Source organism: Calditerricola yamamurae, assembly GCF_054654135.1.
Map to the genome: position 1 here is coordinate 80,138 of NZ_BAAIFH010000004.1, position 23,270 is coordinate 103,407.

Annotated in this window: 17 protein-coding genes and 1 CRISPR repeat array; of the genes, 2 read left to right on the forward strand and 15 right to left on the reverse strand. The window is 61.9% G+C overall.

The genetic code is table 11. The features are described from left to right. Window positions 1-18: 18 nt before the first annotated feature. From cas3 to hemA, 13 genes are all read right to left on the reverse strand, one after another. Window positions 19-2,373 (reverse strand): CRISPR-associated helicase Cas3', encoded by a 2,355-nt coding sequence (gene cas3 / locus ACYQ0Z_RS01830; protein ID WP_459863874.1) that lies wholly within the window; start codon window positions 2,371-2,373, stop codon window positions 19-21. Continuing rightward, window positions 2,367-3,086, reverse strand: a complete 720-nt coding sequence (gene cas5, locus ACYQ0Z_RS01835; protein WP_459863876.1) for a CRISPR-associated protein Cas5 — start codon at window positions 3,084-3,086, stop codon at window positions 2,367-2,369. The genes cas3 and cas5 overlap by 7 nt, the downstream gene beginning before the upstream one ends. 22 nt (window positions 3,087-3,108) lie before the next feature. Beyond that, window positions 3,109-4,032: a CRISPR-associated protein gene (locus tag ACYQ0Z_RS01840; RefSeq protein WP_459863878.1), complete on the reverse strand. Its 924-nt coding sequence runs from the start codon at window positions 4,030-4,032 to the stop codon at window positions 3,109-3,111. A gap of 35 nt (window positions 4,033-4,067) precedes the next feature. Further along, window positions 4,068-6,167 (reverse strand): TM1802 family CRISPR-associated protein, encoded by a 2,100-nt coding sequence (locus ACYQ0Z_RS01845; RefSeq protein ID WP_459863880.1) that lies wholly within the window; start codon window positions 6,165-6,167, stop codon window positions 4,068-4,070. 20 nt (window positions 6,168-6,187) lie between these two features. After that, on the reverse strand, window positions 6,188-6,925 hold the full coding sequence (gene cas6 / locus ACYQ0Z_RS01850) for a CRISPR-associated endoribonuclease Cas6 (protein ID WP_459863882.1): 738 nt from the start codon (window positions 6,923-6,925) through the stop codon (window positions 6,188-6,190). A gap of 849 nt (window positions 6,926-7,774) precedes the next feature. Further along, window positions 7,775-9,061, reverse strand: coding sequence for an IS110 family RNA-guided transposase (locus ACYQ0Z_RS01855; protein ID WP_459863884.1), 1,287 nt, complete (start codon window positions 9,059-9,061; stop codon window positions 7,775-7,777). Between the two features lie 165 nt (window positions 9,062-9,226). Continuing rightward, window positions 9,227-10,476: a CRISPR direct-repeat array (repeat unit 30 nt; unit sequence GTTTCAATCCCTCATAGGTAGTCTACAAAC). Window positions 10,477-10,736: 260 nt separating this feature from the next. Then, window positions 10,737-11,792: a siroheme decarboxylase subunit alpha gene (ahbA, locus tag ACYQ0Z_RS01860; protein ID WP_459863886.1), complete on the reverse strand. Its 1,056-nt coding sequence runs from the start codon at window positions 11,790-11,792 to the stop codon at window positions 10,737-10,739. 1 nt (window position 11,793) lies between these two features. Further along, a complete protein-coding gene (gene hemB, locus ACYQ0Z_RS01865) occupies window positions 11,794-12,768 on the reverse strand; it encodes a porphobilinogen synthase (RefSeq protein WP_459863888.1) in 975 nt (324 codons plus the stop codon). Next, window positions 12,765-14,342: a uroporphyrinogen-III C-methyltransferase gene (cobA, locus tag ACYQ0Z_RS01870; protein ID WP_459863890.1), complete on the reverse strand. Its 1,578-nt coding sequence runs from the start codon at window positions 14,340-14,342 to the stop codon at window positions 12,765-12,767. Before cobA ends, hemB begins: the two co-directional genes overlap by 4 nt. Beyond that, window positions 14,339-15,265, reverse strand: coding sequence for a hydroxymethylbilane synthase (gene hemC, locus ACYQ0Z_RS01875; RefSeq protein WP_459863892.1), 927 nt, complete (start codon window positions 15,263-15,265; stop codon window positions 14,339-14,341). The genes cobA and hemC overlap by 4 nt, the downstream gene beginning before the upstream one ends. A gap of 3 nt (window positions 15,266-15,268) precedes the next feature. Then, on the reverse strand, window positions 15,269-16,003 hold the full coding sequence (locus tag ACYQ0Z_RS01880) for a precorrin-2 dehydrogenase/sirohydrochlorin ferrochelatase family protein (RefSeq protein WP_459863894.1): 735 nt from the start codon (window positions 16,001-16,003) through the stop codon (window positions 15,269-15,271). A 12-nt stretch (window positions 16,004-16,015) separates the two neighbouring features. Beyond that, window positions 16,016-16,837 (reverse strand): cytochrome C assembly family protein, encoded by an 822-nt coding sequence (locus tag ACYQ0Z_RS01885; protein WP_459863896.1) that lies wholly within the window; start codon window positions 16,835-16,837, stop codon window positions 16,016-16,018. A gap of 42 nt (window positions 16,838-16,879) precedes the next feature. After that, window positions 16,880-18,253 carry a glutamyl-tRNA reductase gene (hemA, locus tag ACYQ0Z_RS01890; protein ID WP_459863898.1) on the reverse strand — a complete coding sequence of 458 codons (1,374 nt, stop codon included), beginning with the start codon at window positions 18,251-18,253 and terminating at the stop codon, window positions 16,880-16,882. A 203-nt stretch (window positions 18,254-18,456) separates the two neighbouring features. Here hemA and ACYQ0Z_RS01895 point away from each other — a divergent pair, with 203 nt between their 5' ends. Beyond that, window positions 18,457-19,431 (forward strand): DMT family transporter, encoded by a 975-nt coding sequence (locus ACYQ0Z_RS01895; protein WP_459863900.1) that lies wholly within the window; start codon window positions 18,457-18,459, stop codon window positions 19,429-19,431. 20 nt (window positions 19,432-19,451) lie between these two features. Continuing rightward, window positions 19,452-19,949, forward strand: a complete 498-nt coding sequence (locus ACYQ0Z_RS01900; RefSeq protein ID WP_459863902.1) for a hypothetical protein — start codon at window positions 19,452-19,454, stop codon at window positions 19,947-19,949. 270 nt (window positions 19,950-20,219) lie between these two features. Here the strand turns inward: ACYQ0Z_RS01900 and yihA are convergent, their stop codons facing one another. Both yihA and lon read right to left on the reverse strand, forming a co-directional pair. Beyond that, window positions 20,220-20,825 carry a ribosome biogenesis GTP-binding protein YihA/YsxC gene (gene yihA, locus ACYQ0Z_RS01905; RefSeq protein ID WP_459863904.1) on the reverse strand — a complete coding sequence of 202 codons (606 nt, stop codon included), beginning with the start codon at window positions 20,823-20,825 and terminating at the stop codon, window positions 20,220-20,222. Next, window positions 20,794-23,253 carry an endopeptidase La gene (gene lon, locus ACYQ0Z_RS01910; protein WP_459863906.1) on the reverse strand — a complete coding sequence of 820 codons (2,460 nt, stop codon included), beginning with the start codon at window positions 23,251-23,253 and terminating at the stop codon, window positions 20,794-20,796. The genes yihA and lon overlap by 32 nt, the downstream gene beginning before the upstream one ends. Window positions 23,254-23,270: the final 17 nt, after the last annotated feature.

The window sequence follows — 23,270 nt, forward strand, 5'->3', positions numbered from 1 at the left end:
TCATTTCCGCCGACCACATCACCATATCCACGTTTTGGCGTTCTCGACATCGCGTAGCCCGGCAAATCCCAGTTCCTCGTCATACAGCTTCGTGTCCGCACAGCGGGCAATGCCGCGTTCCGTTTCCGCTGCCACGCGCTGGGCGCACGTCGCTACCACCGGAACAGAAAAGGCCTGCAACGCGGCAAGAAACCGCTTACGCATCAGAAAGTCCAATTCGCTCATCCATTTCGAATCGCAATACCGTTCATAGAGCTCGTCTGCCGACCGGCATCCCCATTGCTCGAGAAATTGTTGGCGCTGCTTCTCTGTCAGCCAGTGTTCGCCCGTGGGCACAAAGACCGTTACCGTAGGCACGGTATCTTCAAAGGGTTTCAGACCGGCGACCTCCGACCACCGGCCCAGGATCCCTTGCTTCAATCGCTCGCAGTAAGCCAGGTGGTTGTTGCGGGCAAACACTTCCTCATAATATTCGCGCATCAACGCCAGCACGTCCGGTTCGGCAAGGGAGCCTGGCGCTCGCGCAAGCAGCTCGTCCGTCACATCCCGTTCCTCCCGCCGCTGATACAACCACTCCCGCGTTGACCGCTCGCCGCCGCGCCAAAAAGGAGCCACCCATACCTCACCGTGATCCTGTTTGCCATGCCGGTTGACGCGTCCCGCGCTTTGAACCACCGCAGGGAGCGTGGGCAGGGCCCGGCATAGGAAGCGGAAGCTGAGGTTCAGCCCGCATTCCAGAATGGGCGTACCCACCACGATGACGGGATGCTCGTCGGAGAGGTGTTTGGATAAAGCATCGAGAACAATCTGCTTATGAATCGGCTGCAGCATCCCATGGACGAAAAACGTCGGCACGTCGGCATGCTCGCGAACCAGACGATACACGCGCAGGGCATCGACAACGGTGTTGCAGATCACGCCCACCTGCCCAACCTCGCGAGCCTTTCTCAGCATCAGTTCCGCCAATCTTTCTTCGTCCAGCGGATCCGGATGCACCGTCAAGCGATACCGGGAAACCACCGGCACCTGCTCCGCCGGGGTGAGCGGAACCACTTCCACGCCCGCATAACGCGTGGTGGGCAGTGTGGCCGTCACGAGCAGGACCTGCGTACCCAGCTTGCGGTGAGCGGCCTCCAACAGGAGCAGGAGAACATTCCATACGCGCGGGTCGAGCATCTGCGGCTCGTCCAAAATCACCACGGCATCCTCGAGGGCGGGCAAGCGCAGGGTGTGCTGGGCACGGCAGGGGAACAGGGCGCGAAACAGCTGGTGAAAGGTGGTGGCCACCACGGGCGCCTGCCACGACTCCATGGCCAGGTACGCCGCATCGTCCATTTCCTCGTTCAGCGTCACGGCCAGGTGATGGTGTTCCAGCACTTCCATTCGGCATGCCCTGGCAATCTCCCGTGCTGCCTGCGAGAGAATCGAGATGTGCGGCGCCACATAAACGATGCGCCGCGCCCGGCCCTGCCGCACCGCCTCGAGGGCAATGCGTAGCGCCGTGAGGGTCTTGCCGTATCCGGTGGGCAGCGTGAGGGCGTAAAACGGGGCGTCAGGATTCTTCCGCCACGCCTGCAGCGCCAGCTCACGCACGCGCTGGCGAAGGGCATCCATCTCCGTTCCGTTTCGGTTCCGGGCAATGTGGTCGTCAAGGGCCTGAATGGCCTGTTCCGCCTGGGAGGAACGCCACGCTTCCGGCTTCACGTGTCCGGAATCGAAACGGTCGGCGGCGATCAGGCGGCTGGTCGGCTCGCGGAAACAAGCTTCCGCGAGGGGGGCCCATCCCCTTGCCGTCGCCAGACAATCAACCTGGTCGTTTCTCCATTGCTCAACCATCCGCCGCCACTGCCGCCCGACCTCTGCCACGCGTGCAAACACGGCCTGCCCGTCCCGCAACCAGTCCGGCACCGGCATCGTCGGGGGCAAATGCGGAAGCAGGGCGGCGGCTACTCCCGGCCAGTCGACATCCGCGATCACGTCCGAACGCCAATGCCGCTGCCACGGCGGGGCTTCCTCCACATCGCCCAGCTCGCCATGATGATTGGCCACATCGAGAATCCACCGCAGCCACTCGCCGCGGTGCGTATCCCAAGCGGAAAGGTACCGGAGCAGCTCCTGGCCCAGCGGCGCCAGTATCGCTGCGCCGAAATAGGCGTGGGGCACCGGTTCAGCCGAACGGCCTGCCAGCTTCGCCTGCAGATAACGCTGCCACGTCGCGCGCGCCTTCCCGAGGTCGTGCAGAAAACCAGCCAGACGGGCCAGCCAGTCCGACGGCGTCTGAGGCGCGGAGGCCATTGCCTCGGCCACAGCCGTCAGGTGATCGACAAGCGGCTGTCCCGGTCGGGCCAGACATTGGCCCAGGGGTATCACCACAACGCCACCACCTCACCGGCATGTTCCCCCGTTTTCAGTCGCACAAGCTGCACGGGCGGGAATGCTGCCGCCGGCTGTGCCACAAATCGGATCGGCCCGCCCGCCGCATTGTAGAGGACGCTAACGCCGCCGTGAAACTGGCGCGGCCCCACCATCTCGTAGAGAAGGCCGCCGACGCGGGCGTATTCCGCGTCGGGCAGCGGTTCCAGGCGCTTCACCACCGCCACCGGTACCACGCTGCGGCATGTCAGCACCTCGCCGTCCCGCATCGCCACCGGCTCGGCCTCCCACTCGCCGACGTATTCCGGCACCGTCAGGGCATAGGCCACGCCAAGATACGTGGGATAGACGCTTTTCCGCCGGCGAATCGCCGCCGCCAGCTCCGCCTGCTGCGGTCCGGTATAGTACACGCGATAATGCGGCCGGATCACCAGCTCCACCGCCGTGGGACGGTGAAAGGTTTTGGTGCTGCTGCCGTCCAGGTACATCTTGCCCAACATGGACAGCTGCTGCGTGCGCGTACGCACCGGCGCGCGTAACTCAATGGCCGTCCATCCCTCCCGCAGCGGTTCGGTGCCCAAGATGGCCCCGAGAAGCCCCCGCAGCGCCGTCCGCGTGAGAAAGGGATAGGTGGAATGGGTGACCGCGGTATCGGGACGCCGAAAGTGGGCCAACATCCCCCGCACGTCAAACACGAGCAGCGTCGTCGTCAACGTTCTCATCCTTCCCGCTGCGTCACCAGAGCGCGTCAACCCGACCGGGCAGCTCGCCGCGCAGCCGCAGGCCCGGGTGAACCATGTACCGCACGCGCGCAATATGCGCCGCTTCGCGCTCCAGGACCGCTGCCAGTTCCGTTACGTCGACCTCGATTTCCTGCAAGGACGAGGGTTTGATGCCCGAACGCCATTCCTCGGCGCTGGGCCACAGGCGCACCGTTTCCTCCAGATGCCCAATGCGGTAGAAGGGATCCTGGTACTCCACATGCAACAGGAAAAGCGGCTGCTGCAGTCCCCGACCGCGCGCCTGGCGGTGCAGCGTACCCTTCCACAGGCCTTCGAAGAGGAGGGCCAGGTCGTCCTCGTTCATCCCCGTCTCCTTGGCCAGCGTGGCGTTGATCACCCCCGGCATGAGGAAAACGGCAAAGGGCACAAGGTAAGTGGTCCAGATTGTCCCCTGTTCCTTGTTCTCGTCCGACGGCACCACCACCGTGCCTTGCACGTACCGCGATTCAACAGGGTGCAGGGAGTGGGCCCAACCGAACTGCACCGGTCCCGTCCGGTGAAAGCTTTCGTCCTTTACTGAAAAGACAATGCCAAACACGCGCGCGTCAAAGGACGATTTCATAATGTTTTCGATGGTCACCTCTTTGGTGCCGGTGGCCTTTTCCACAATCGACTTGGCCAGGTCACGCCGATTGAGCAGTTTGCCGTTCACCCGTTCTTCGCGGACAAAAATAAAGTAACGTCGATCCGGTCCGCCATCGGGATACTTGGCCAGCACAAAATCGCGCACATCCCGCTTGATGCTCACGTCCGAAAGCGAGATGCGCCCGTCCTCCTCGTCAAACAGGCGCCGCGCATCGCTGTCGGCAAGGGGATCGCGATTGGGAATCCCGTCTTTCACCGATTTGAGAAACAGCAGTTCCCCACTGCGCACCATTGCCTTGTCCTCCTTCGCCTTCCTCATCGTTTCACCTATGCCTCTGCGGGCAACATTTCCCCGTCCGCCGCCGCTCTCTCCCCATCCGTCTCATCCGTACCCAGCACACTGTCGGCCAGATGATACCCTGCCCAGAAGGCGGCCAAGAAGGCGTCGCGCTCCTTCTGCACCTCCTGCTGCAGCTGGCGGTACGCCATCAGCCACGCCCCGTGCTGGCGCCTGAAGGTCTCGGATAGCTTCATATTTACACGCATGGCGTACTCGGGCATGGGCAGGATCGCCCGGCTCCAGATGGTTTCCGGCGTCAGCCGGCTGCCAAAGGTCATGACACGGTGAGCAAGGTAATCCTTCCCTTTCGAACTGTTCTTTTCTGTAGCCCTCCAGTATCGGCGGCTGAACCAACGAACAAGGTACCCGGCAGCAAACCCCAACTCGTCAATTGAGCGGTCAAATTCCATCCCGCCGGCCTTCAGTTCCTCCAACAGCTCCGGCCATGGCCGCATCACAGGCACCTCCTCCTCTTTCTCGGCCACCTCACGCATGTACGCCTGCCAAAACGCTCGAAAGGCGAGATACCGCAAAACCTCTTCCCGCATCGCCCACCGCGCGTCTTCCTGCCGCCAACGTGCGGCGCATTCCTGCATGCGAAGAACGGCATGACGGATCATGGGTTTTAGGGAAATCGGCTGGCGATGCAGGATGCGCCCCAGGGCCTGCCACACGTAGCCATACCCGTACGCCATTGCCAGGAGTGACGGCAGGCGTGTCAACTGCCTATCGTATCGCTGGACTTGCAGATGCAGGGCGGTGCAGATCATGCCGACCTCCTGCCCCAATTCGTAGAGCAGGCGGTCTACGGCCTGGGCGACGGAAGGGACCACATCCTCGATGACCGCCAACAGGTGCACGTTCTTGCGGGCCACCTCACCGGAGTAGTAGAGCACCGTGAGACGGAAGCGCGACGTCGTCAGATCCTCTGGCAATACCGTCTGTTCGAGCCCCAGCACCTGGTCAAGGGGAAGCCCCCGTTCGAGGTGAACCATCTTTTCTCGAAAACTGCCGAGTCCCTTCGCAAACTCCTCTTCTTCCGCTTCATCCAGATCTTCTAGCGGCGTGATGATCAGCCCGGCATACACCTCCTGCCGCACCTGACGCGTGGCGTCACCGCCGCGGCTCACCACCGGGGCGAACAGTTCGCGGGTCATCCAGGCCGGCAAACGACGAGAGGCGGTCGAAAAACAAAACTGGCCACCTAGCGTGAGGGCCCGATAGCAGCGATGGCACAGGGCGACCCCCTTGACCAGCTCCTCCTCCGAAAGCTCGCTTGGGAGCGGTGCCCGCCACTCAAAAGCAAACAACGGCCAGGCCTGGTTGGCCATGGATACCACCGGCCCGCGTGTCCCACAGCAGGTACACCGTCCGTCGTCCAGTTCGCCCTTTTCCGTCCCTTCCGCAAGCTTGGCCTGCCACGCCGCTTCCTCAATTGTCGGGAGGTGGGCATAGATGTTCATGCCGGGATGCAGCCGGCTGCTCACCACCAACGGCATTTGGGGATCCCGATTCGCAGCATACAGATACGGTCCATCCTCCGCGACCTCGGCCAGCACCAACAACCCATATTGCTTGTCCGTTGCGCCGGCAAGCCGCTGAAGTGCTTCGGCAATCGGCGCCGCCAGGTCTTCCGTTTCCACCGCACCACGCCAAAGCTGGGTGCGGGACAGGCGCCGGGCAAGAAAATCGCGCACGCCCTCCGGCTTGCCGCCCAGTTCCCGGAAGTGCTTGTCGTACAAAAGGTAAACGGGAATGCCATAGCGCCCTTGCGGCTTGGTGGGGTTCCCGCCCTTCGGCAACACGAACGGAGTGGCCACCGTACGCTCGCGATTCGGGACAAACTGCACCTGCGCCTTCTTCCGCTTGCCCCTCCCGCCCTCGGCCGGCACCTCATGCCAATCCCCCCAGGTCATCAGGGGATGGACGACAAACCGCCGATTCTTCACATCGATCTCCACAAACAATACATTTTGAAAAAAGTACGCACCCGTCTCAATGTCGGTGATCTGGCGAATCACTTCCCCTGGGGAACCGCCCCGCTTCAACAGGGGAAGTCCCATGCGGATCAAACCCTCGATTAGCACGCCTGCCTCTCTCCCTTTTTTCATTCAATCGGTTCGCATAGTCCGAACCCCTGCGCGTTTTTTCCGCCCAAACCGGCGTACAGTCCCAATTCGATCAGGCGAGGATCCCCATTGAGCAAAAACCGCCCCGACCACCCTTTGATTACCGTCTCTTTGTACGTAACAATGTGCAGCCTGCTGCGTCCGATCGGCTGGACAACCGTTTCCGGTCCATCATAGGTGGTGCCGGTCAACGCCACCCATTTCTTGACAAGATTTTGATGAATCAACTGCGAAAACAGCGGTTCGCGCGGTGCGTAGTAATAGGTGTAACGTTTGCCCGCCATACGTTCAATCGTGGAATACACCGTAATTGGAGACAGCGTCCGCACGGCAATGGGAAGCCGTTCGACTCGCGGCTTTCGGTATGCAATCTCCTCTACCCTGACCACTTGATGGCCTAACCGAAGACCTTCCTCCCGCAGGAGAACATTTGAAAGCTGGCGCACAAACTCCGCCAGCGGAGAAGCTACCACCATGCGAATGGGATTGCAAAAAACAATCTCATGCCGCTTCCGGTCAATCTCATAGGTTCCCATCAAACGGGAAAACGTAAACAGGCGAAATGCGCGCTTTCCGAACCGGTATCCTTCATCATGCAGCTTCTGGGCAAACTCATGCTCCAATACACCGTACAACGCCGATTGGATCCAATAGGGATAGGAAAACGGCAACCTCAAAACACCCGTTGGCGACGACAATTTGAGCAACAGGTACATGGATCGACTCCCAATCTCTACATGCTCCCCACGATTCGACGGTCAATGTCATATTTCGATCAATGTATGAGAAATTCCTTCCTAATTACTGAAGATTTTTGTGAATTTTTATGGATACATCCGACGTTTACTATCGACAGGGGCTTTGCAAAGGGTTCCTGCACTGCGGGATCGATTAGTACAAACCATATGGAGTCGACAAACCTCATCAAGCACCAGGTAATCTACAAACCATGGCCACCCACTTGGGTGGCCTCTTTCATTGCAGGTTTCAAGCCCTCATCTATAGATAGGTTAAAAACTCAAGACATAGCTCTATCAGCCAAGTGTCAATTCCTCATAGGTAGGTTCTAAACTAGCCGTGGGTGATCCAATTCAGTTGCCAACCGCTCGTTTCAATTCCTCATAGGTAGGCTAAAAACCCGGCGCGCCCACCTCTTGTGCTGCGTCACGTTGGGGTTTCAATTCCTCCCTCAAGCAAAAAGCTATTTTCTTCGTTTTGCTCACCCATTTGCACGTTTACTCCCTCGGCGAAATCAGAATTATTTCCTATTTGTTGATTATAAGTTGAATATTGGTTTGAGGGGTGCTGTTGAGGGAAAAGATCAACGAACTTCCATTTATTAGGCCGTTCCTAGGCCTCCCCTGTTTTCCCTCGCAGCTACCCTCCCATATCTCACGGAGTCTTGTGCCCACCACATTCCTTCGTCCAACCTGTCGAGGGAGGAGGCCACGTTTGCTCCTAGGCAGGGTCTCAGCCCGAATGGATTGAAATACCGGCTCTCTGCGTGCACGAATGAGCGAGAACGGATCAAGGCGTTCGTCACACCATCAGGAGCATTCCTGACCCTAGGCGACGAGACCTACCGTCGCAATGGATTGCGGAGGTTTGGGCATTCGGCTGGCATCGTAGCGGATCTTGCGCGTCCCCAGAACATAGAGCAGGCGAATCAACCGGCAGCACAACGCAACGAGAGATTGTTTGGGTTTCAGCGGGTTTGGGCGTTCCTTCGTGTAATAGCGATGCAAGGCCCGGAACTCCGCATTTTTGGCCACCAGCACGAAGACACAGCGGTACAGAAGCGCGCGCAGGCGCGCACGTCCGCGCTTGGAAATGCGCGTTTTGCCTACGTGTTTCCCGGAGCGGTTTTCGACGATGTTCAGCCCTGCCAGCTTGCGAATTTGCCGCCAGTCGCGGTATTGGCGCAAGTCACCCGTCTCGGCCAGAAACCCCGCCACCGTCATTTCGCTGACGACGGGAATGCTCAGCATTTCCATAGCCCCGGGAATGCGCTTGAGGAGCTCTGCGATTGCCTGCTCAATCTCCTCAAGCTGCTGGCGCAGGAGGTCGTATTCTTGCAACCAGCAGTGAAGCGAAAGGCGCGCGGCATGCAGGCCTTGGGTCAGACCGATGGAACGCTCGGCGCTTGCGCGCAAGGAACGAGCGCGCGAAAGTCCCACGGCCCGCTGTACCCCGTGTTCTCGCCACTGGCGAACCAGCTCCTCGGGCGTATACGCACATACATCTTGCGGAAGCGGGAAGAGACGAAGCGACACGAGGGCCGTTTTGCTTTCCCAGTCCGGGAACACATCTAGGAACTCCGGGAAGTACTGGTCCAACCAGCGGCGGATGCGCGCGTGCAGGCGCTGAAGGTTCTTCATGAGCTGGTGGCGGAGATGAACAAGGCCGCGCAGCTCGGCGAAATCGCCTTGCGGCCATGTGGGAATGACGAAATGCCCGTCTTTGATGAGCTTGCCAATGACCAAGGCGTCCTTGCGATCGTTTTTGGTCGGCGAGTTGTCTACAAACTCTTTGGTTTGCTTGACATGGAAGGGGTTGACAAGGACGACCGGGACATCGCAAGCACGCAAATAAGCGGCAAGGTTCAGCCAGTAATGACCGGTCGGCTCCATGCCGACCACGACCTCTGAAAGCCCGTGTTTCGCCTGCAGCTGGCGGATCCACTTTAAGAACACCTCAAACCCCTCAAGTCGGTTGTCAAAGATCAACGGTTCGCCAAGGATGTGCCCACGCCAGTTAATCGCACGTGCCACGTGTTTCTGGGACGCGATGTCAACGGCTACGATGAGCGTGGAATCGTTAATGGTGGCAAGCTTGCGATTTTGTGCTATCATAGGGGTACTACCTCCTGATTTTCGTGGTGGTGGATTCTTTCGACACCACCACGATATCAGGAGGTTTTCGTTTTGTTCAAACCCCCGTTTGTTTCATTACAGGAATGCTCATAGGTAGTCTACAAACTAGAGGATTACGTCGATGTGGTCGTGCGAACGAAAATCGTTTCAATCCCTCATAGGTAGTCTACAAACGGCAATGCAGAAAAACGATGAACGTGAAAAAGAGATGCTGGTTTCAATCCCTCATAGGTAGTCTACAAACTGGAGATGAGCCGCCAGCAGTTGATGTTCCGGGTTGTCGCGTTTCAATCCCTCATAGGTAGTCTACAAACAGCGTTGAGGTGACGGCGGATGGCAACGGCACTTCCGGGTTTCAATCCCTCATAGGTAGTCTACAAACTGCCGTCGACCTTAGCTTCGAACGTGTCCCCATCGAGTTTCAATCCCTCATAGGTAGTCTACAAACTCACACCGTACAGGAGAAACGCAAACAGGGTAATGGTGTTTCAATCCCTCATAGGTAGTCTACAAACTCCCCGTCCTCTCCCACGCCCTCCTGGACGAATTCCAGTTTCAATCCCTCATAGGTAGTCTACAAACTCTCTCTGGGCTTCTGCAGGGAGTCGAGAGAGGAGGGGTTTCAATCCCTCATAGGTAGTCTACAAACGTACAGATTTACGAGGCCATCTACGGCTGTGTACGCGGTTTCAATCCCTCATAGGTAGTCTACAAACAGTGTGGCTGGGCACCGATGAAGCGCATGGCGGTAGTTTCAATCCCTCATAGGTAGTCTACAAACCATGCGCGGTCGCCGCCGGGCCTGGCGGCTTTTGGTTCGGTTTCAATCCCTCATAGGTAGTCTACAAACTGGTATTCCCGACGACGGCGAAAGCGGATGTGCCGCCTCGTTTCAATCCCTCATAGGTAGTCTACAAACTTCCCTGCGGTGCTAAATGGTTGGCATGGTGGCCCACCTAGTTTCAATCCCTCATAGGTAGTCTACAAACCAGATTGGCGGCACGGTGTACCCGGCCATCAGCCAAAGTTTCAATCCCTCATAGGTAGTCTACAAACCCAGTAGGCGAAGCCGTCGTCGGCCCGGCTGTTCAGGTTTCAATCCCTCATAGGTAGTCTACAAACAAGTGGGGCACGCCGACGCACGACGGGCGCGCCATGAGGAGTTTCAATCCCTCATAGGTAGTCTACAAACTCAGCACATTGGCGACCTCTTCGTAAAGCTCCTCAATGTTTCAATCCCTCATAGGTAGTCTACAAACTGAGCCGCGCCATGGGCGAGGCCTACAACGCCTTGCTGTTTCAATCCCTCATAGGTAGTCTACAAACGGTGTGCATCGACGGGGGAATCTCCTTGATCCCCTGCAGTTTCAATCCCTCATAGGTAGTCTACAAACCCCAAAAAACCCTATCGTCGCGGGATACAAAAAAATGGCAAAATAAGAACGAAATCTTACGAAAACATTCTACACCACACAAACCCATCCGGCAAGGGCATGCTCGGGTTCGGACAGTTTCACAACGTGTCGTCGACCTCCCGGGGTTTTTGCACGATTGCAGGTCGACGACACCATACAAAAAGGCGACCCGCAAGCATCCGACTTTCGGATTGCTTGCGAATCGCCCATGCCTCCTGGATAAACCACCTTGACGGCGTTTAAAGCCCCATCTCTTCCGCCACTTTCGCTTCCCACTCGTAGGTTTCCGGGGTGAAGTACTCGACGCGCGTCTTCTTGTACTCCTTCGTGGAGTAGAGCACGATGCGGTCGGTGATGCCCGTCTCTTCCTCGATCGCCTTCAGGATGGCCTCGCATTCCTCCAGCGAACGGCCGTGGACCATGGTGAAGATGTTGTACGGCCAGTCCTCGTAGCGCGGGCGCAGGTAGCAGTGGCTGACGGCCTTGAAGGCGGCCATCTTCGGGCCCACCTCTTCCACCTTGTCGTCGGGCACGTTCCACACGCCCATGCCGTTGAAGAGAAAACCGGCCTGGCGGTGGCGCAGCACGGCGGAGAAGCGACGCATCAGCTTGCGCTGTTTCAGACTCTCGGCGCCTGCGAGGAGCTCCTCCGTGGTGATGCCGATGTTCTGCGCCCATTCGTCAAAGGGACGTTCGGTCACCGGGAGGTCCTTCTGCAACTCGCGAACCATGGCAATGTCGAGGTCGGAAAGGCGGCTGTCGGCATTTTTCCGGTCCTCATCGGTATAGGTGGGCTTGGCCTTGGCCTTGGACGTGTCCTCCTTGCCGGTGACATCGAGCTGCACACCAATCTTGAACAACTTCAGCGTGGGCAGGAGGCGGATCGACTCGACGCCCGGGGCGCGCTTCCCGAGGATCTCCACCGTCTTCTCCAGGCCGAAGCGGCTGTTGGGGGGCACGGCAATGGTGAACCACAGGTTGAAGGCGTGGTTGCGCTTGTAGTTGTGGCTGACACCGGGGTGCTCGTTGATCACCTGCGCCGCCTTGTCCACGAGCTCCGGCTTGACGCGGGCAGCCACCAGGCTGGAGGCGTAGCCGAGGGCCCGCGTGTCAAAGATGGCCGAGATCTGGCGCACCACCGTCTTTTTCAGCTCGGCCACGCGCCGCAGCACATCGGCTTCCGTCGTGCCCAGCCGTTCGGCGAGAGCCTGGTACGGGCGCGGCACAAGGGGGATGTTCTCTTGCAGGAGATTGAGCAGCTCGCGGTCGAGAGCGTCCATCGTCTGCAGGCTCATCTTATTCACCTTCCCTGAGCCAGCGGGCCACATCCTTGGCGAAATAGGTCAGGATGAGGTCGGCGCCGGCTCGCTTGATGCCGGTGAGCAGCTCCATCACCACGGCGCGCTCGTCGATCCACCCGTTGGCCGCCGCCGCCTTGATCATGCTGTACTCGCCGCTCACGTTGTAGGCCGCCACGGGGAGATCGAAGTGCTCCTTCAAGAGCCGGATGATGTCGAGGTAGGCCAGGGCTGGCTTCACCATCAACAGGTCGGCCCCCTGCTCCACGTCGGCGCGCGCTTCGCGCAGGGCCTCGCGAGCATTGGCCGGGTCCATCTGGTACGTCTTGCGATCGCCGAACTGCGGCGCAGAGTGGGCCGCATCGCGGAACGGGCCGTAGAAGGCCGAGGCGTACTTCACTGCGTAGGAGAGGATAGGCACGTGGGTGTACCCCGCTTCATCAAGGCCCTTGCGGATGGCGTAGACAAAACCGTCCATCATGTTCGACGGGGCGATCACATCGGCGCCGGCTGCCGCCTGGGAGACGGCCGTCTTCACCAGCAGCTCAAGGGACGGGTCGTTCAGCACCTCGCCGTTTTCCACCACGCCGCAATGGCCGTGGCTGGTGTACTGGCACAAGCAGGTGTCGGCGATGACGACAAGGTCGGGATACTGCTCCTTGATGCGGCGCGTGGCGCGCTGGACAATCCCGTCCTCGGCGTAGGCCGCCGAGCCCACCTCGTCCTTGTGCTGCGGCACACCAAACAGGATGACGGCCTTGAGGCCGAGGTCGACCGCCTCGCCCACTTCCTCGTCCAGGCGGTCGAGGGAGACGTGATACACGCCGGGCATGGAGGGCACTTCTTCTTTGATATTGTCCCCTTCCACCACAAAGAGCGGATAGATCAGATCGTCCACGGACAGGTGCGTCTCGCGCACCAGGGCGCGCAAAGCGGGTGTACGGCGCAACCGGCGCAGGCGGGCAAAGCTCATCGCGCTCCACCTCCAATGGCTCGAACCAGACCTTCAATTGTCGCTTCCTCGGCCACGGCGTCAACGCGCAGCCCGAGGGCTTCCGCCGTCCTTGCCGTGAGGGGACCGATGCAGGCCACCGTTACCCCGTCGAGGAGAGCGGGCACGTCATGGTCTTTTAGCGCTTCGACGAAGTTCCTTACCGTCGACGAGCTGGTAAAAGTAACGACATGGATGCGCTTTTCGCGCAGGAGGGCCGCCACCTCCTCGGCGCCGCGGGCGTCGATGACATTGTCGTAGGTATCGGCCTCGGTCACCTCGGCCCCCAGGGCCCGCAACGCCTCCGGCAGGGCCTTGCGGGCAATGTCGGCCCGCGGCAGGAGGACGCGGTCGCCGGGCTTCACCTTGCCGGCCAGGGCCGCGGCCAGGGCGTCGCCGTCGAAGCGCTGCGGCAGGAGCTCGACGCGCAGTCCCTTCTCCTCAAGGGCCTCGGCCGTCTTCGGACCTACGGCGGCGACGCGCGCCCGGGCCATGGTGCGGATGTCTCTGCCCCGCTCCCGCAGGCGGCGGAAGAAGAAGGCCACGCCGTTTGTGCTGGTGAAGATCACCCAGTCGAACGCGTCCAGGCGGTCGAGGGCGGCGTCGAGGGACGCCGGGTTGCGCGGCGACACGAGGCGGATGACGGGAAACTCCACCGGCTCGCCGCCTAGCTCGGCGATGAGGCGGGAGAGGTCGCTGGCCTGGGCCCGCGCCCGCGTGACAAGGACGCGCTTGCCGAAGAGGGGCTTCTTCTCGTACCACGCCAGCTTTTCGCGCAGCCGGACCACATCGCCGACGACGGTGATCGCCGGCGGTTGGAGGCCGGCTTCGCGCACCCGCTCGACAATCGTCGCCAGCGTGCCCGTCACCGTTTGCTGCTCGGGCAGCGTGCCCCAGCGGATGACGGCTACCGGGGTATCCGGCGCGCGGCCGTGGGCCAGAAGCTGTTCGACGATGAACGGCAGGTTGCCCACGCCCATGTAGAAGACGAGGGTGTCCACCGCCGTGGCCAGCTTGGCCCAATTGATCGACGATCCTTCCTTGTCCGGCCGCTCGTGCCCGGTAACGAAGGCAACGGAGCTGTTGAAATCGCGGTGCGTTACCGGGATGCCCGCGTAGGCCGGAACGGCAATGCCCGCGGTAATGCCGGGAACAATCTCAAAGGGAATGCCGTGAGCCGCCAGGGCCTCGGCCTCTTCCCCCACGCGGCCAAAGACGCACGGGTCGCCGCCCTTGAGGCGGACCACCGTTTTGCCCGCGAGGGCCTTCTCGACGAGGAGGGCGTTGATCTCTTCCTGGGTGAGCGAGTGCCGGTCGGGCATCTTGCCGACGTAGATGCGCTCGGCGTCGTCCGGTGCATAGTCGAAGAGACGCGGGTTGGCCAGGCGGTCGTACAGGATGACGTCCGCCTGCTGCAGGGCCTCCAAGCCGCGTAGCGTGATCAGTTTGGCGTCGCCGGGGCCGGCACCGACGAGGAACACCTTCCCCGGCTGCGGGGCCCCGCGCGAGCCCGTCGCCGCCGCGGGAACCGCTTTTTCCGTCCGCACATTGCTCATCGCCGACTCCCCTCTCCCACCTGCTCCAACAGCGCGTCACCGCCGCGGGCAAGAATGCGCTCCGCTGCGGCCACGCCCACTTCTTCCGCTTCCGTTCCGTCCACCGTCTCCACAATCAGGCGCGAGCCGTCCGGCGCGCCGACAAAGCCGGTGAGGCGCACGCGCGCGCCGTCGACCACGGCATACGCTCCAAGGGGCACCTGGCAGCCGCCGTTCAAGCGGTGCAGGAAGGCCCGCTCGGCGCGCACCGCCCGCTCCGTGTCGCGGTCGTTGAGGCGCACAACCAGGCCCAGCACCTCCTCGTCGTCGGCGCGGCACTCCACGGCAAGGGCCCCCTGGCCGACGGCAGGGATCACCCGCTCGGGCGGCAGGAATTCCGTTACCCGGTCGAGCCACCCCATGCGCGCCAGGCCCGCCGCAGCCAGCACGATGGCGTCGAAGTCGCCCGCCTCCAGGCGCTTGAGGCGGGTGTCCACATTCCCGCGCAGGGGCACCACGCGCACGTCGGGGCGCCACGCGCGGAGCTGGGCGGCGCGGCGCAGGCTGCTCGTCCCCACCACCGCCCCGGCGGGCAATTCCTCAAACCGCCTCCCGTCCCGGGAAATGAGGGCGTCGCGCGGGTCTTCCCGCGGCGGGACAGCGGCGATCACCAGCCCGTCGGGAAGCTCGGCCGGCAGGTCTTTCAGGCTATGTACGGCCAGGTCGGCCTCCCCGTCGAGAAGCGCCTGCTCGATCTCCTTGACGAACAAGCCTTTGCCGCCAATCTTCGACAGCGTGACATCAAGAATGCGGTCGCCTTTGGTGACGATCGGCTGCACCGCAAACACATGCCCGGTGCCGAGGGCTTCCAGCCGCTCGATCACCCACCGCGTCTGCGTCATCGCCAGGGCGCTGCGCCGCGTTCCCACGACAATCCTTCGCATCGGTCATCCTCCGTTCTCCGCATCGCGCATCGACTTCGCCCCGCGCGCCGCTCCCGCCCCATCCGCCGGATCGGGTTCTTCCGCCCGCTCGCTCGCCGTCCCGACCTGCGCGTCGACGTACGCCTGAGCCCGGGCCCGCCACGTCTCGGCATCCTCGACGAGGGCCGCCTCCCGCCACGGGTCGTCGGCAAACCGAGCCAGGAGCGCGCGGCGCGTCGCTTCGTCGGATATGCGCTCCTGCACGTAAGCGCGAAGAGCGGCGAGGTTGTCCACGTACCGCGCGTAGGCCTCCTCGTAGCGCATCTCCAGTTCTTGGCGGATGCGCCAGGCCAGCGCCGGACTGGCCCCGCCGGTAGAGACGGCCAGCACCAGGTCGCCACGCCGCACCACCGACGGGACAAAAAAGGTGCAGCGCTGGGGCTGGTCGACGACGTTAACCCACACGCCGCGCCGCTGGGCCGCCTCGCTCACCTGGGCGTTCACCTCGGGCCGGTTCGTCGCCGCCACCACGAGGACCATACCGGAAACATCATCCGGCGCAAAGGGACGCGCCAGCCAGCGGATCCTCCCCTGTTCGGCCAGCGCGCGCAGGACCTCCGTCGCCTCCGGGCTGACCACGGTCACCTGCGCCTCGGCGGCAAGGAGCCCCATCACCTTTCGCTCCGCCACCGCCCCACCGCCGACAACGAGACACGGACGGCACTGCAGATTTACAAAGATCGGATACAGGGGCGGCATGCCCGTCGCCTCCTATAGCCACAGGTGAAACGAGGAAAACGACGCCGACACGAGCAGGTTCGCCAAGACGGCGACAAAGGCGATCAGGTTCCATTCGGCCAGACGCTTAGCCGACCACTGGGGGCGAATACGGCGGTACAGGTAGGCCACGTACATTCCCAGGACCACCACTGAAGCGACCACCTTCGGATCCAGCCAGAAGTTTCCGGCTATCTTCCAGTATGCCCAAATGACCCCCAGGATGAGGCCGAGGAGAAGCAGCGGCACGCCGGCAGCCACAAAGCGAAAGGCGAAGCGGTCCAATTGCTCCAGACTGGGAAAGCGCCACAGGCGCGGATGCCAGTCTTTGCGCTTCAGCATGCGGTCGTGCCACAGGTACATGGCCGAAAAGATGGCCGACAAAAAGAAAGCCACGTAGCTAAAAAAGGTCATGGCGATGTGCAGCCACAACAGGTTGGAGCGGAGATGTTCCAGGCCTTCCGGCGTCGTCTCCTGCGGAGCAAACAGGCTGAAGGCCAGAAAGGCAAATCCCACAACGTTGGCGAAAAAGACGAACAGATCAACACGGTAAAACCAGTTTAGCAAAAGCGACAGGCCGACCAGCATCCAGCTGAAGAAAAAGAGCATGTCAAACAGCGTGACGAGGGGCAAGTACTGGTTTTCCCACGCCCGCCCGAGAAAGAAAAAGGTCATCAGCGTCCAAACAGCAGAAAGCAACCCGAAGGCAAAGCGATTGGCCTTCCGGTTGCGTTGCAAGAAATCTGAGAAATACACCATCACGCTAAAGGCGTAGATCGTCAGGATGGCGTCGTACAGCCAGCTGAGCCCCAGCACGGCGACCGCTCCTTTATGGCGTGGCCGCAGGAGGTACGCTCCTTACGGCCGGAGGGAAACTTCGTGGATTCCCACCGCCGGAAACCGATCGCCAACGGCGTCGGTTTCCGGCCGCTTACAGGCGGTCTCCTGGGCTTGTCGTGCAGCAAGGGCCTCCTCAAGGGCGAAAATGGCGGCAAAGAGCTTCTTGGCTTCTTCGGCGTTCGGCTCGGCGGCCAACTCCTTGATGCGCAAGATGGGGTCACGCAACAGCTGGTTGACGATGCTCTTCGTCTGTTTGCGGATCACGCGCAGCTCCTGTTCGGTCAGGTGCGGCAATTTCTGCTCGATGCGCTTCATTGCCTCGTCCTGGATGGCCAAGGCCTTTTCGCGCAAGGCGGCAATGAGCGGCACCACGCCCAGGGTATGCAGCCACTTGTGGAACGCCTCCAGCTCCTCCGCAATCATCGCCTCGATTTTTCGCGCTTCCTTCTCGCGCTCGCGCAGGTTGGCCTCCACCACATCCTTCAGGTCGTCGATATCGTAGAGGTACACGTTGTCAAGCTCGGCGATGGCCGGGTCAAGGTCGCGCGGCACGGCAATGTCGATGAGGAAGAGCGGCCGCAAGCGGCGCTGGGCCATCGCTGCGGCCACGTCGTCCTTTGTCACCACGTAGCCCGGCGATCCGGTGGAGCTGATCACGACGTCGGCCTGGGGCAGGACCGCGGACAGTGCGTCCAGCCCATAGGCCTCGCCGTTGTAGGAGGCAGCTAGCTCCTGTGCCTTCTCCACCGTGCGGTTGACGACCATTACCTGGCTCGCCCCGTTGGCAAGAAGGTGCTTGACGGTCAGTTCGCCCATCTTGCCGGCGCCGATGATCAGCACGCGCTTGCCGGAAAAGGAGCCGAACACCTTCTTCCCCAGCTCGACCGCGGCATAGCTGACCGACACGGCATTGTGGTTGATCTGCGTCTCGGCATGGGCACGCTTGGCCAGCGTGATGGCCTGCTTGAACAGCGTGTTGAACACCGTACCCGTGGCGCCGGCCTCCAGCGCCGCGTAGTAGGCCTCACGCACCTGCCCGAGAATTTGCGTCTCGCCCAACACGAGGGAATCGAGGCCCGCCGTCACGCGGAAGAGGTGGACAACGGCCTCGTCGTTTGCCTTCACGTACAAATACGGGACAAATTCCTCTTTCGGCAGATTGAACTGCTCACTCAAAAAGCCCTTGATGAAGTGCTCACCGGTGTGCAGCTGGTCGACGACAGCGTACACTTCCATGCGGTTGCACGTGGAGAGGATGACGCCTTCGAGGACGCTCTTCGTGTTGCGCAGCACCGGCAGGGCCCGATCGCGGTGTTCCGGCGTAAAGGCCAGCCTTTCGCGCACGGCGACCGGCGCCGTCTTGTGATTCAGGCCGACCACCAGGATGTGCATGGGGTTCACCCACCTTTGCTGACACAAAAGCCCACACGGTGTCGATCCTAGTCTTTCACATCATCGTTATTATAACACGTTGTCCGCCGGTCATCGGAAGGCAAATGTGAACAATCGCAAACAGTTGCCCCGGCCGCGCGGTGCCCCGTGGTATAATGATTCGTTGTAGCACGATTCTGTCAACGAAAGGCGGGAACGCCGACATGCGCAAGTGGGCAGCCGATGCCGCGCTCCTCGGCGTGGCCTTCGTGTGGGGTGCCACCTTTGTTCTCGTGCAAAAGGCCATCGCAAAGCTTCCGCCCTTTAGCTTTCTGGCCGTTCGCTTCACCCTGGCCGCGCTGTGCCTGTGGGCCATCGGGCGGCTGCTCGGGCAAAAGGCGCGCGCAGACCGCCGCAGCCTGGCCGCCGGAGCAGTGCTGGGGGTATGGCTGTTCGGCGGCTATGCCTTGCAAACCCTTGGCCTCCTGTGGACCACGCCGGCGCGGGCCGGCTTCATTACCGGCCTGTCCGTCGTCCTCGTGCCCCTGTTCAGCTGGCTGATTCTGCACCACCGTCCCACCGTCCCGGCGTGGGCCGGCGCCGGGCTGGCGGCCGCCGGGCTGTACCTCCTCACCGGCGCAGGGGAAGAAATCTTCCGCTTGTTCAAGGATGGGAGCAGCGCAGAGCTCGCTGCGCTCTCCATCGCCGGAAGCGCTTGGAACCGTGGCGACACGTTGGTGCTGATGTGCGCCCTCTGCTTTGCCCTGCAAATCATCTGCACCGGTCGCTACGCGCCGCGCCACAACGCCCTGGTCCTTGCCGTGGTGCAGATCGCCACGGTGGCCGTCCTCAGCTTTGCCGCTGCGTGGGTGTGGGAAAACCCGGCCCACCTGGTGTCGCCTTCCGTGTGGGGCAACCGCGACGTGTGGCTGGCCCTCCTGATCACCGCCGTTCCGGCCACGGCCCTGGCCTTTTGGGCGCAGACGGCCTTTCAGCGATACACCACACCGGCCCACGTGGCCCTCATTTTCGCCACCGAACCGCTGTTTGCCGCCCTCACCTCGTACTGGTGGACCGGCGAGGAACTCGGCCCCCTTGCCCTCGTCGGCGGCGCGCTCATCTTCGCCGGGATGGTGCTGGCCGAATGGCCGACGCGGCCGCATACACCGAAAGCCGCGTCCGCGCAGCCGCCCAGCTGACAACCGGAGGTGATCCGCCCATGGCCAAGCGCCCGAGCGGCCGCCGTTTCCTCCTCGGCGGGGTGGCCCTATTGTGGGTCGGGCTGTTTGTCCTCAACCGCCACCTTCACCAGCCCGTTCTCGACGCCCTACTGAGCGGACCGGCCTTGCTCGCCGCCCTCGGCATCTATTTCCTCTCCGTCGCCCGCCAGCAGCGCGACGCCGACTTGCTCATCCCCGGACTGCTCCTGCTCGGCTTTGGGCTCTTGCCCCTGGCCAAAGCCCATCTGGTGCCCGGGCTGCGCGCGGCCCTGGTCGAACCCCTCATCGTGGCGGCGGCCTGCGTTGTGGCTGCATGGGCTACGCGGGCGCCCCTCGTATGGGCCGCCTCGACACTGGCAGGACTCAGCGCCGCGCTGAACGCCGCTCGGGATTCCGGTCTGCTACCGTCGCTCGACCTTCTCAACGCCCTAGACCGGTGGTGGCCCGTTGCAGCGGTGGTGGCGGGGGTGTATCTCCTCGTGGGGGGAAAGCGCTAAGTCCCGCACACCGCTGCGGCCTCTGAACGGCGGAAAAACGCCCCCGCTCCCGCCCGTACGCGAGGTCGGGGGCGTGCGGCTGGCGGCAACAAAATCAAGGCAGCGGGAAAGCAGGCAATATTCGGTGAAATGAACCCACAGAATCGCCATACGGATATCCCAATTTTACAGGATACGCCCCACAAAAAATAAAATTGCCCTTTTCCGCGCGCCTACGGAAAAGGGCATCATCCAGAACGCTCCCCCGCTTTTCGCTCTTTGTGTCGCTCCCTACACCACCGGTGCCTTGAAGGCATCGACCCAGTCGAGGAGCAGGCCCCACACCTTATCCTTGCCTTCCCCCGTCTCGGCCGAGAAGACGACGACGGGCACCTCCTCGCCCAGGGCGAGCACCTCGCGCACCGCCTTGACGTGCTTGGGCCACTGGCCACGCGACACCTTGTCGGCTTTGGTGGCCACAACGACGGTGGGAATGCCGGCGTGGCGCAGCCAGTCGGCCATCAGCTTGTCGTCGGCCGTGGGCGGATGGCGCAGGTCGACGATGTGGACGACGCCGACAAGGAAGCGCCGGTTCTGCAGGTACTCCTCGATGAACGCCGCCCACTTGGCCCGCTCCTCCTTCGACACTTTCGCAAAGCCGTAGCCGGGAAAGTCGACGAAGTACAAGCGATTGTTGATGCGGTAGAAGTTCAGCGTGCGCGTTTTCCCCGGCTTGGAGCTGGTGTGGGCCAGGTTGTGGCGGTTCACCATCTTGTTGATGAACGAGGACTTGCCCACGTTGGACCGGCCCACCAGGGCGATCTCCGGGAGCCGGTCCTTCGGGTACTGGTCGGGCGAAACCGCGCTACATGCGTACGCTGCCTGCGTCACCTTCACGTCCCGTTTCCCCCCGCTCCATGACGGCCGCCGCCGGGACCGTCATCTCCGGTTTGTCCTCGTCGTTCTCCTCGCGGCGCTTCAGCCAGGTGGGCGGTGACAGGATCTCCTCTTTGAGCGCTACCTTCAGCACCTCGTCCATGTGCTCGACCAGGACGAAGGCGAGGTCGCGACGCACCGTCTCCGGCACGTCGTCGAGGTCCTTCTCGTTTTCCTTGGGCAACACCACCGTCTTGAGCCCCGCCCGGTGAGCACTCAGCACCTTTTCCTTTACCCCGCCGATGGGCAGTACCGTGCCGCGCAAGGTAATCTCCCCGGTCATGCCCACCTCGCGCGAGACGGGGCGTCCCGTCAGGGCCGAGGCCAGGGCCGTAGCCATGGTGATGCCGGCCGATGGGCCGTCCTTGGGGATGGCCCCCTCGGGCACATGGATGTGGATGTCCGTTTTCTCGTGGAACTCCGGATCAATACCGAGCTCTTGCCACCGTGAGCGGATGTAGCTGAAGGCCGCTTGGGCCGACTCCTTCATCACATCGCCGAGGTGGCCGGTCAGCGTGAGCTTGCCCTTGCCCGGCAGCACCGACACCTCAACCAGTAGCGTGTCGCCGCCGGCTTCCGTCCAGGCCAGCCCCGTGGCCACACCCACCTGATCCTTCTTCTCGGCCACGCCATAACGGAACTTCGGCTTGCCGAGAAGCGTCTCCACCGTGTTCGGCGTTACGACGACGCGCTTTTTCTCCCCGCTCACGATCAGCTTGGCCGCTTTGCGGCACAAGGTGGCCAGCTGCCGCTCCAGGTTGCGCACGCCGGCCTCACGGGTATAACGGCGGATAATCTTCAGCAGGGCCTCGTCGTGCACCTGCAGTTTGTCTTTGCCCAACCCGTGCTCCTTCATCTGCTTGGGCAAGAGGTAGTCTCGGGCGATGTGCAGCTTTTCCACCTCGGTATACCCGGAAAGGTAAATCACCTCCATCCGGTCGAGGAGGGGACGGGGGATGGTGTGCGTCGTGTTGGCTGTGGCAATGAACATCACCTGCGAAAGGTCGTAGGGCTCCTCGATGTAGTGGTCACTGAAGGCGTGGTTCTGCTCGGGATCGAGTACCTCGAGGAGCGCCGACGACGGGTCGCCGCGGAAGTCCATCGACATCTTGTCGATCTCATCCAGCAGGAAGACGGGGTTGACCGTGCCGGCGTTTTTCATCCCCTGGATAATCCGGCCGGGCAGGGCCCCCACATAGGTGCGCCGGTGACCGCGGATTTCCGCTTCGTCCCTCACCCCGCCGAGGGAGACGCGCACGAACTTGCGTCCCAAGGCGCGGGCGATCGAACGGCCGAGGGACGTCTTGCCCACCCCCGGAGGCCCAACCAGGCAGAGAATCGGCCCTTTCAGCTTTCCGACGAGGTTTTGCACGGCCAGGTACTCGAGGATACGCTCCTTCACCTTTTCCAAACCATAGTGATCCTCATTGAGCACCTTCTCGGCGTGGGCCAGGTCGAGGTTGTCTTCCGTGCGCTGCGTCCACGGAAGAGCAAACAGCCAGTCGATGTACGTGCGGATGACGGCCCCCTCTGCCGACGTGGCCGGCATCTTCTCCAACCGGTCAATTTCCTTTTCGATCTTGTCTTTGATATGCTGCGGCGCCTCGAACGTCTTCAGCTTCTCGCGCAGCTCCTCGATTTCGCCGGCCCGTCCTTCACGCTCGCCGAGCTCGCGCTGGATGGCCTTCATCTGCTCACGGAGGTAGTACTCCTTTTGCGTCCGCTCCATCTGCTTCTTGACGCGCAGGCCGATTTTGCGCTCAAGCTCGAGGACTTCCCGTTCGTTGTTGAGAATCTCCAGGAGCTTCTCCAGACGGGCCTTGACGTCAATCGTTTCCAGAATCGCCTGCTTGTCGCGGATCTTGAGGGCCATGTGGGAGGCGATGGCGTCGGCCAGGCGTCCCGGATCGTCGATGTCCATCACCGCCGTCAGCGTCTCCGGCGACACCTTGCGTGACAGGCGAATGTACTGCTCAAAGTGGTTCAACACCGCGCGCATCAGCGCTTCCGTCTCGTTGTCCTCCACGTCGCGCTGTTCCTCGATTTCCTCGACGCGCACGGCGAAGTACGGCTCCTCAAGCTCGTAGGAAAGAATCCGCGCCCGGCGCAGCCCTTCCACGAGCACCCGGATCGTCCCGTTGGGCAGCTTCAGCATCTGCTTGATGTGCGCCACCGTGCCCATGCGGAAGATGTCGTCCGGCGTGGGCGCTTCAATGTGCATCTCTTCCTGGGTGGCCAGCACAATCAAATTGTCCTCCACCATCGACCGTTCAAGGGCCCGCACCGACTTTTCGCGCCCGACGTCGAGATGGAGGACCATAGTGGGGAACACCAGGATGCCCCGGAGCGGCAACAAGGGCAACACGCGCGGCTCCTTCCTCGTTCCCATGGCACGCACCTCCGTTT

Bases quoted from the DNA above. Each gene is read 5' to 3' on its own strand.
- ACYQ0Z_RS01840 (WP_459863878.1), bottom strand. From the start codon at position 4,032: ATGGTGCGCAGTGGGGAACTGCTGTTTCTCAAATCGGTGAAAGACGGG.
- cobA (WP_459863890.1), bottom strand. From the start codon at position 14,342: ATGAGCAATGTGCGGACGGAAAAAGCGGTTCCCGCGGCGGCGACGGGC.
- ahbA (WP_459863886.1), bottom strand. From the start codon at position 11,792: ATGAGCCTGCAGACGATGGACGCTCTCGACCGCGAGCTGCTCAATCTC.
- hemC (WP_459863892.1), bottom strand. From the start codon at position 15,265: ATGCGAAGGATTGTCGTGGGAACGCGGCGCAGCGCCCTGGCGATGACG.
- ACYQ0Z_RS01900 (WP_459863902.1), top strand. From the start codon at position 19,452: ATGGCCAAGCGCCCGAGCGGCCGCCGTTTCCTCCTCGGCGGGGTGGCC.
- hemB (WP_459863888.1), bottom strand. From the start codon at position 12,768: ATGAGCTTTGCCCGCCTGCGCCGGTTGCGCCGTACACCCGCTTTGCGC.
- cas6 (WP_459863882.1), bottom strand. From the start codon at position 6,925: ATGTACCTGTTGCTCAAATTGTCGTCGCCAACGGGTGTTTTGAGGTTG.
- hemA (WP_459863898.1), bottom strand. From the start codon at position 18,253: ATGCACATCCTGGTGGTCGGCCTGAATCACAAGACGGCGCCGGTCGCC.
- ACYQ0Z_RS01855 (WP_459863884.1), bottom strand. From the start codon at position 9,061: ATGATAGCACAAAATCGCAAGCTTGCCACCATTAACGATTCCACGCTC.
- ACYQ0Z_RS01895 (WP_459863900.1), top strand. From the start codon at position 18,457: ATGCGCAAGTGGGCAGCCGATGCCGCGCTCCTCGGCGTGGCCTTCGTG.
- ACYQ0Z_RS01880 (WP_459863894.1), bottom strand. From the start codon at position 16,003: ATGCCGCCCCTGTATCCGATCTTTGTAAATCTGCAGTGCCGTCCGTGT.
- lon (WP_459863906.1), bottom strand. From the start codon at position 23,253: ATGGGAACGAGGAAGGAGCCGCGCGTGTTGCCCTTGTTGCCGCTCCGG.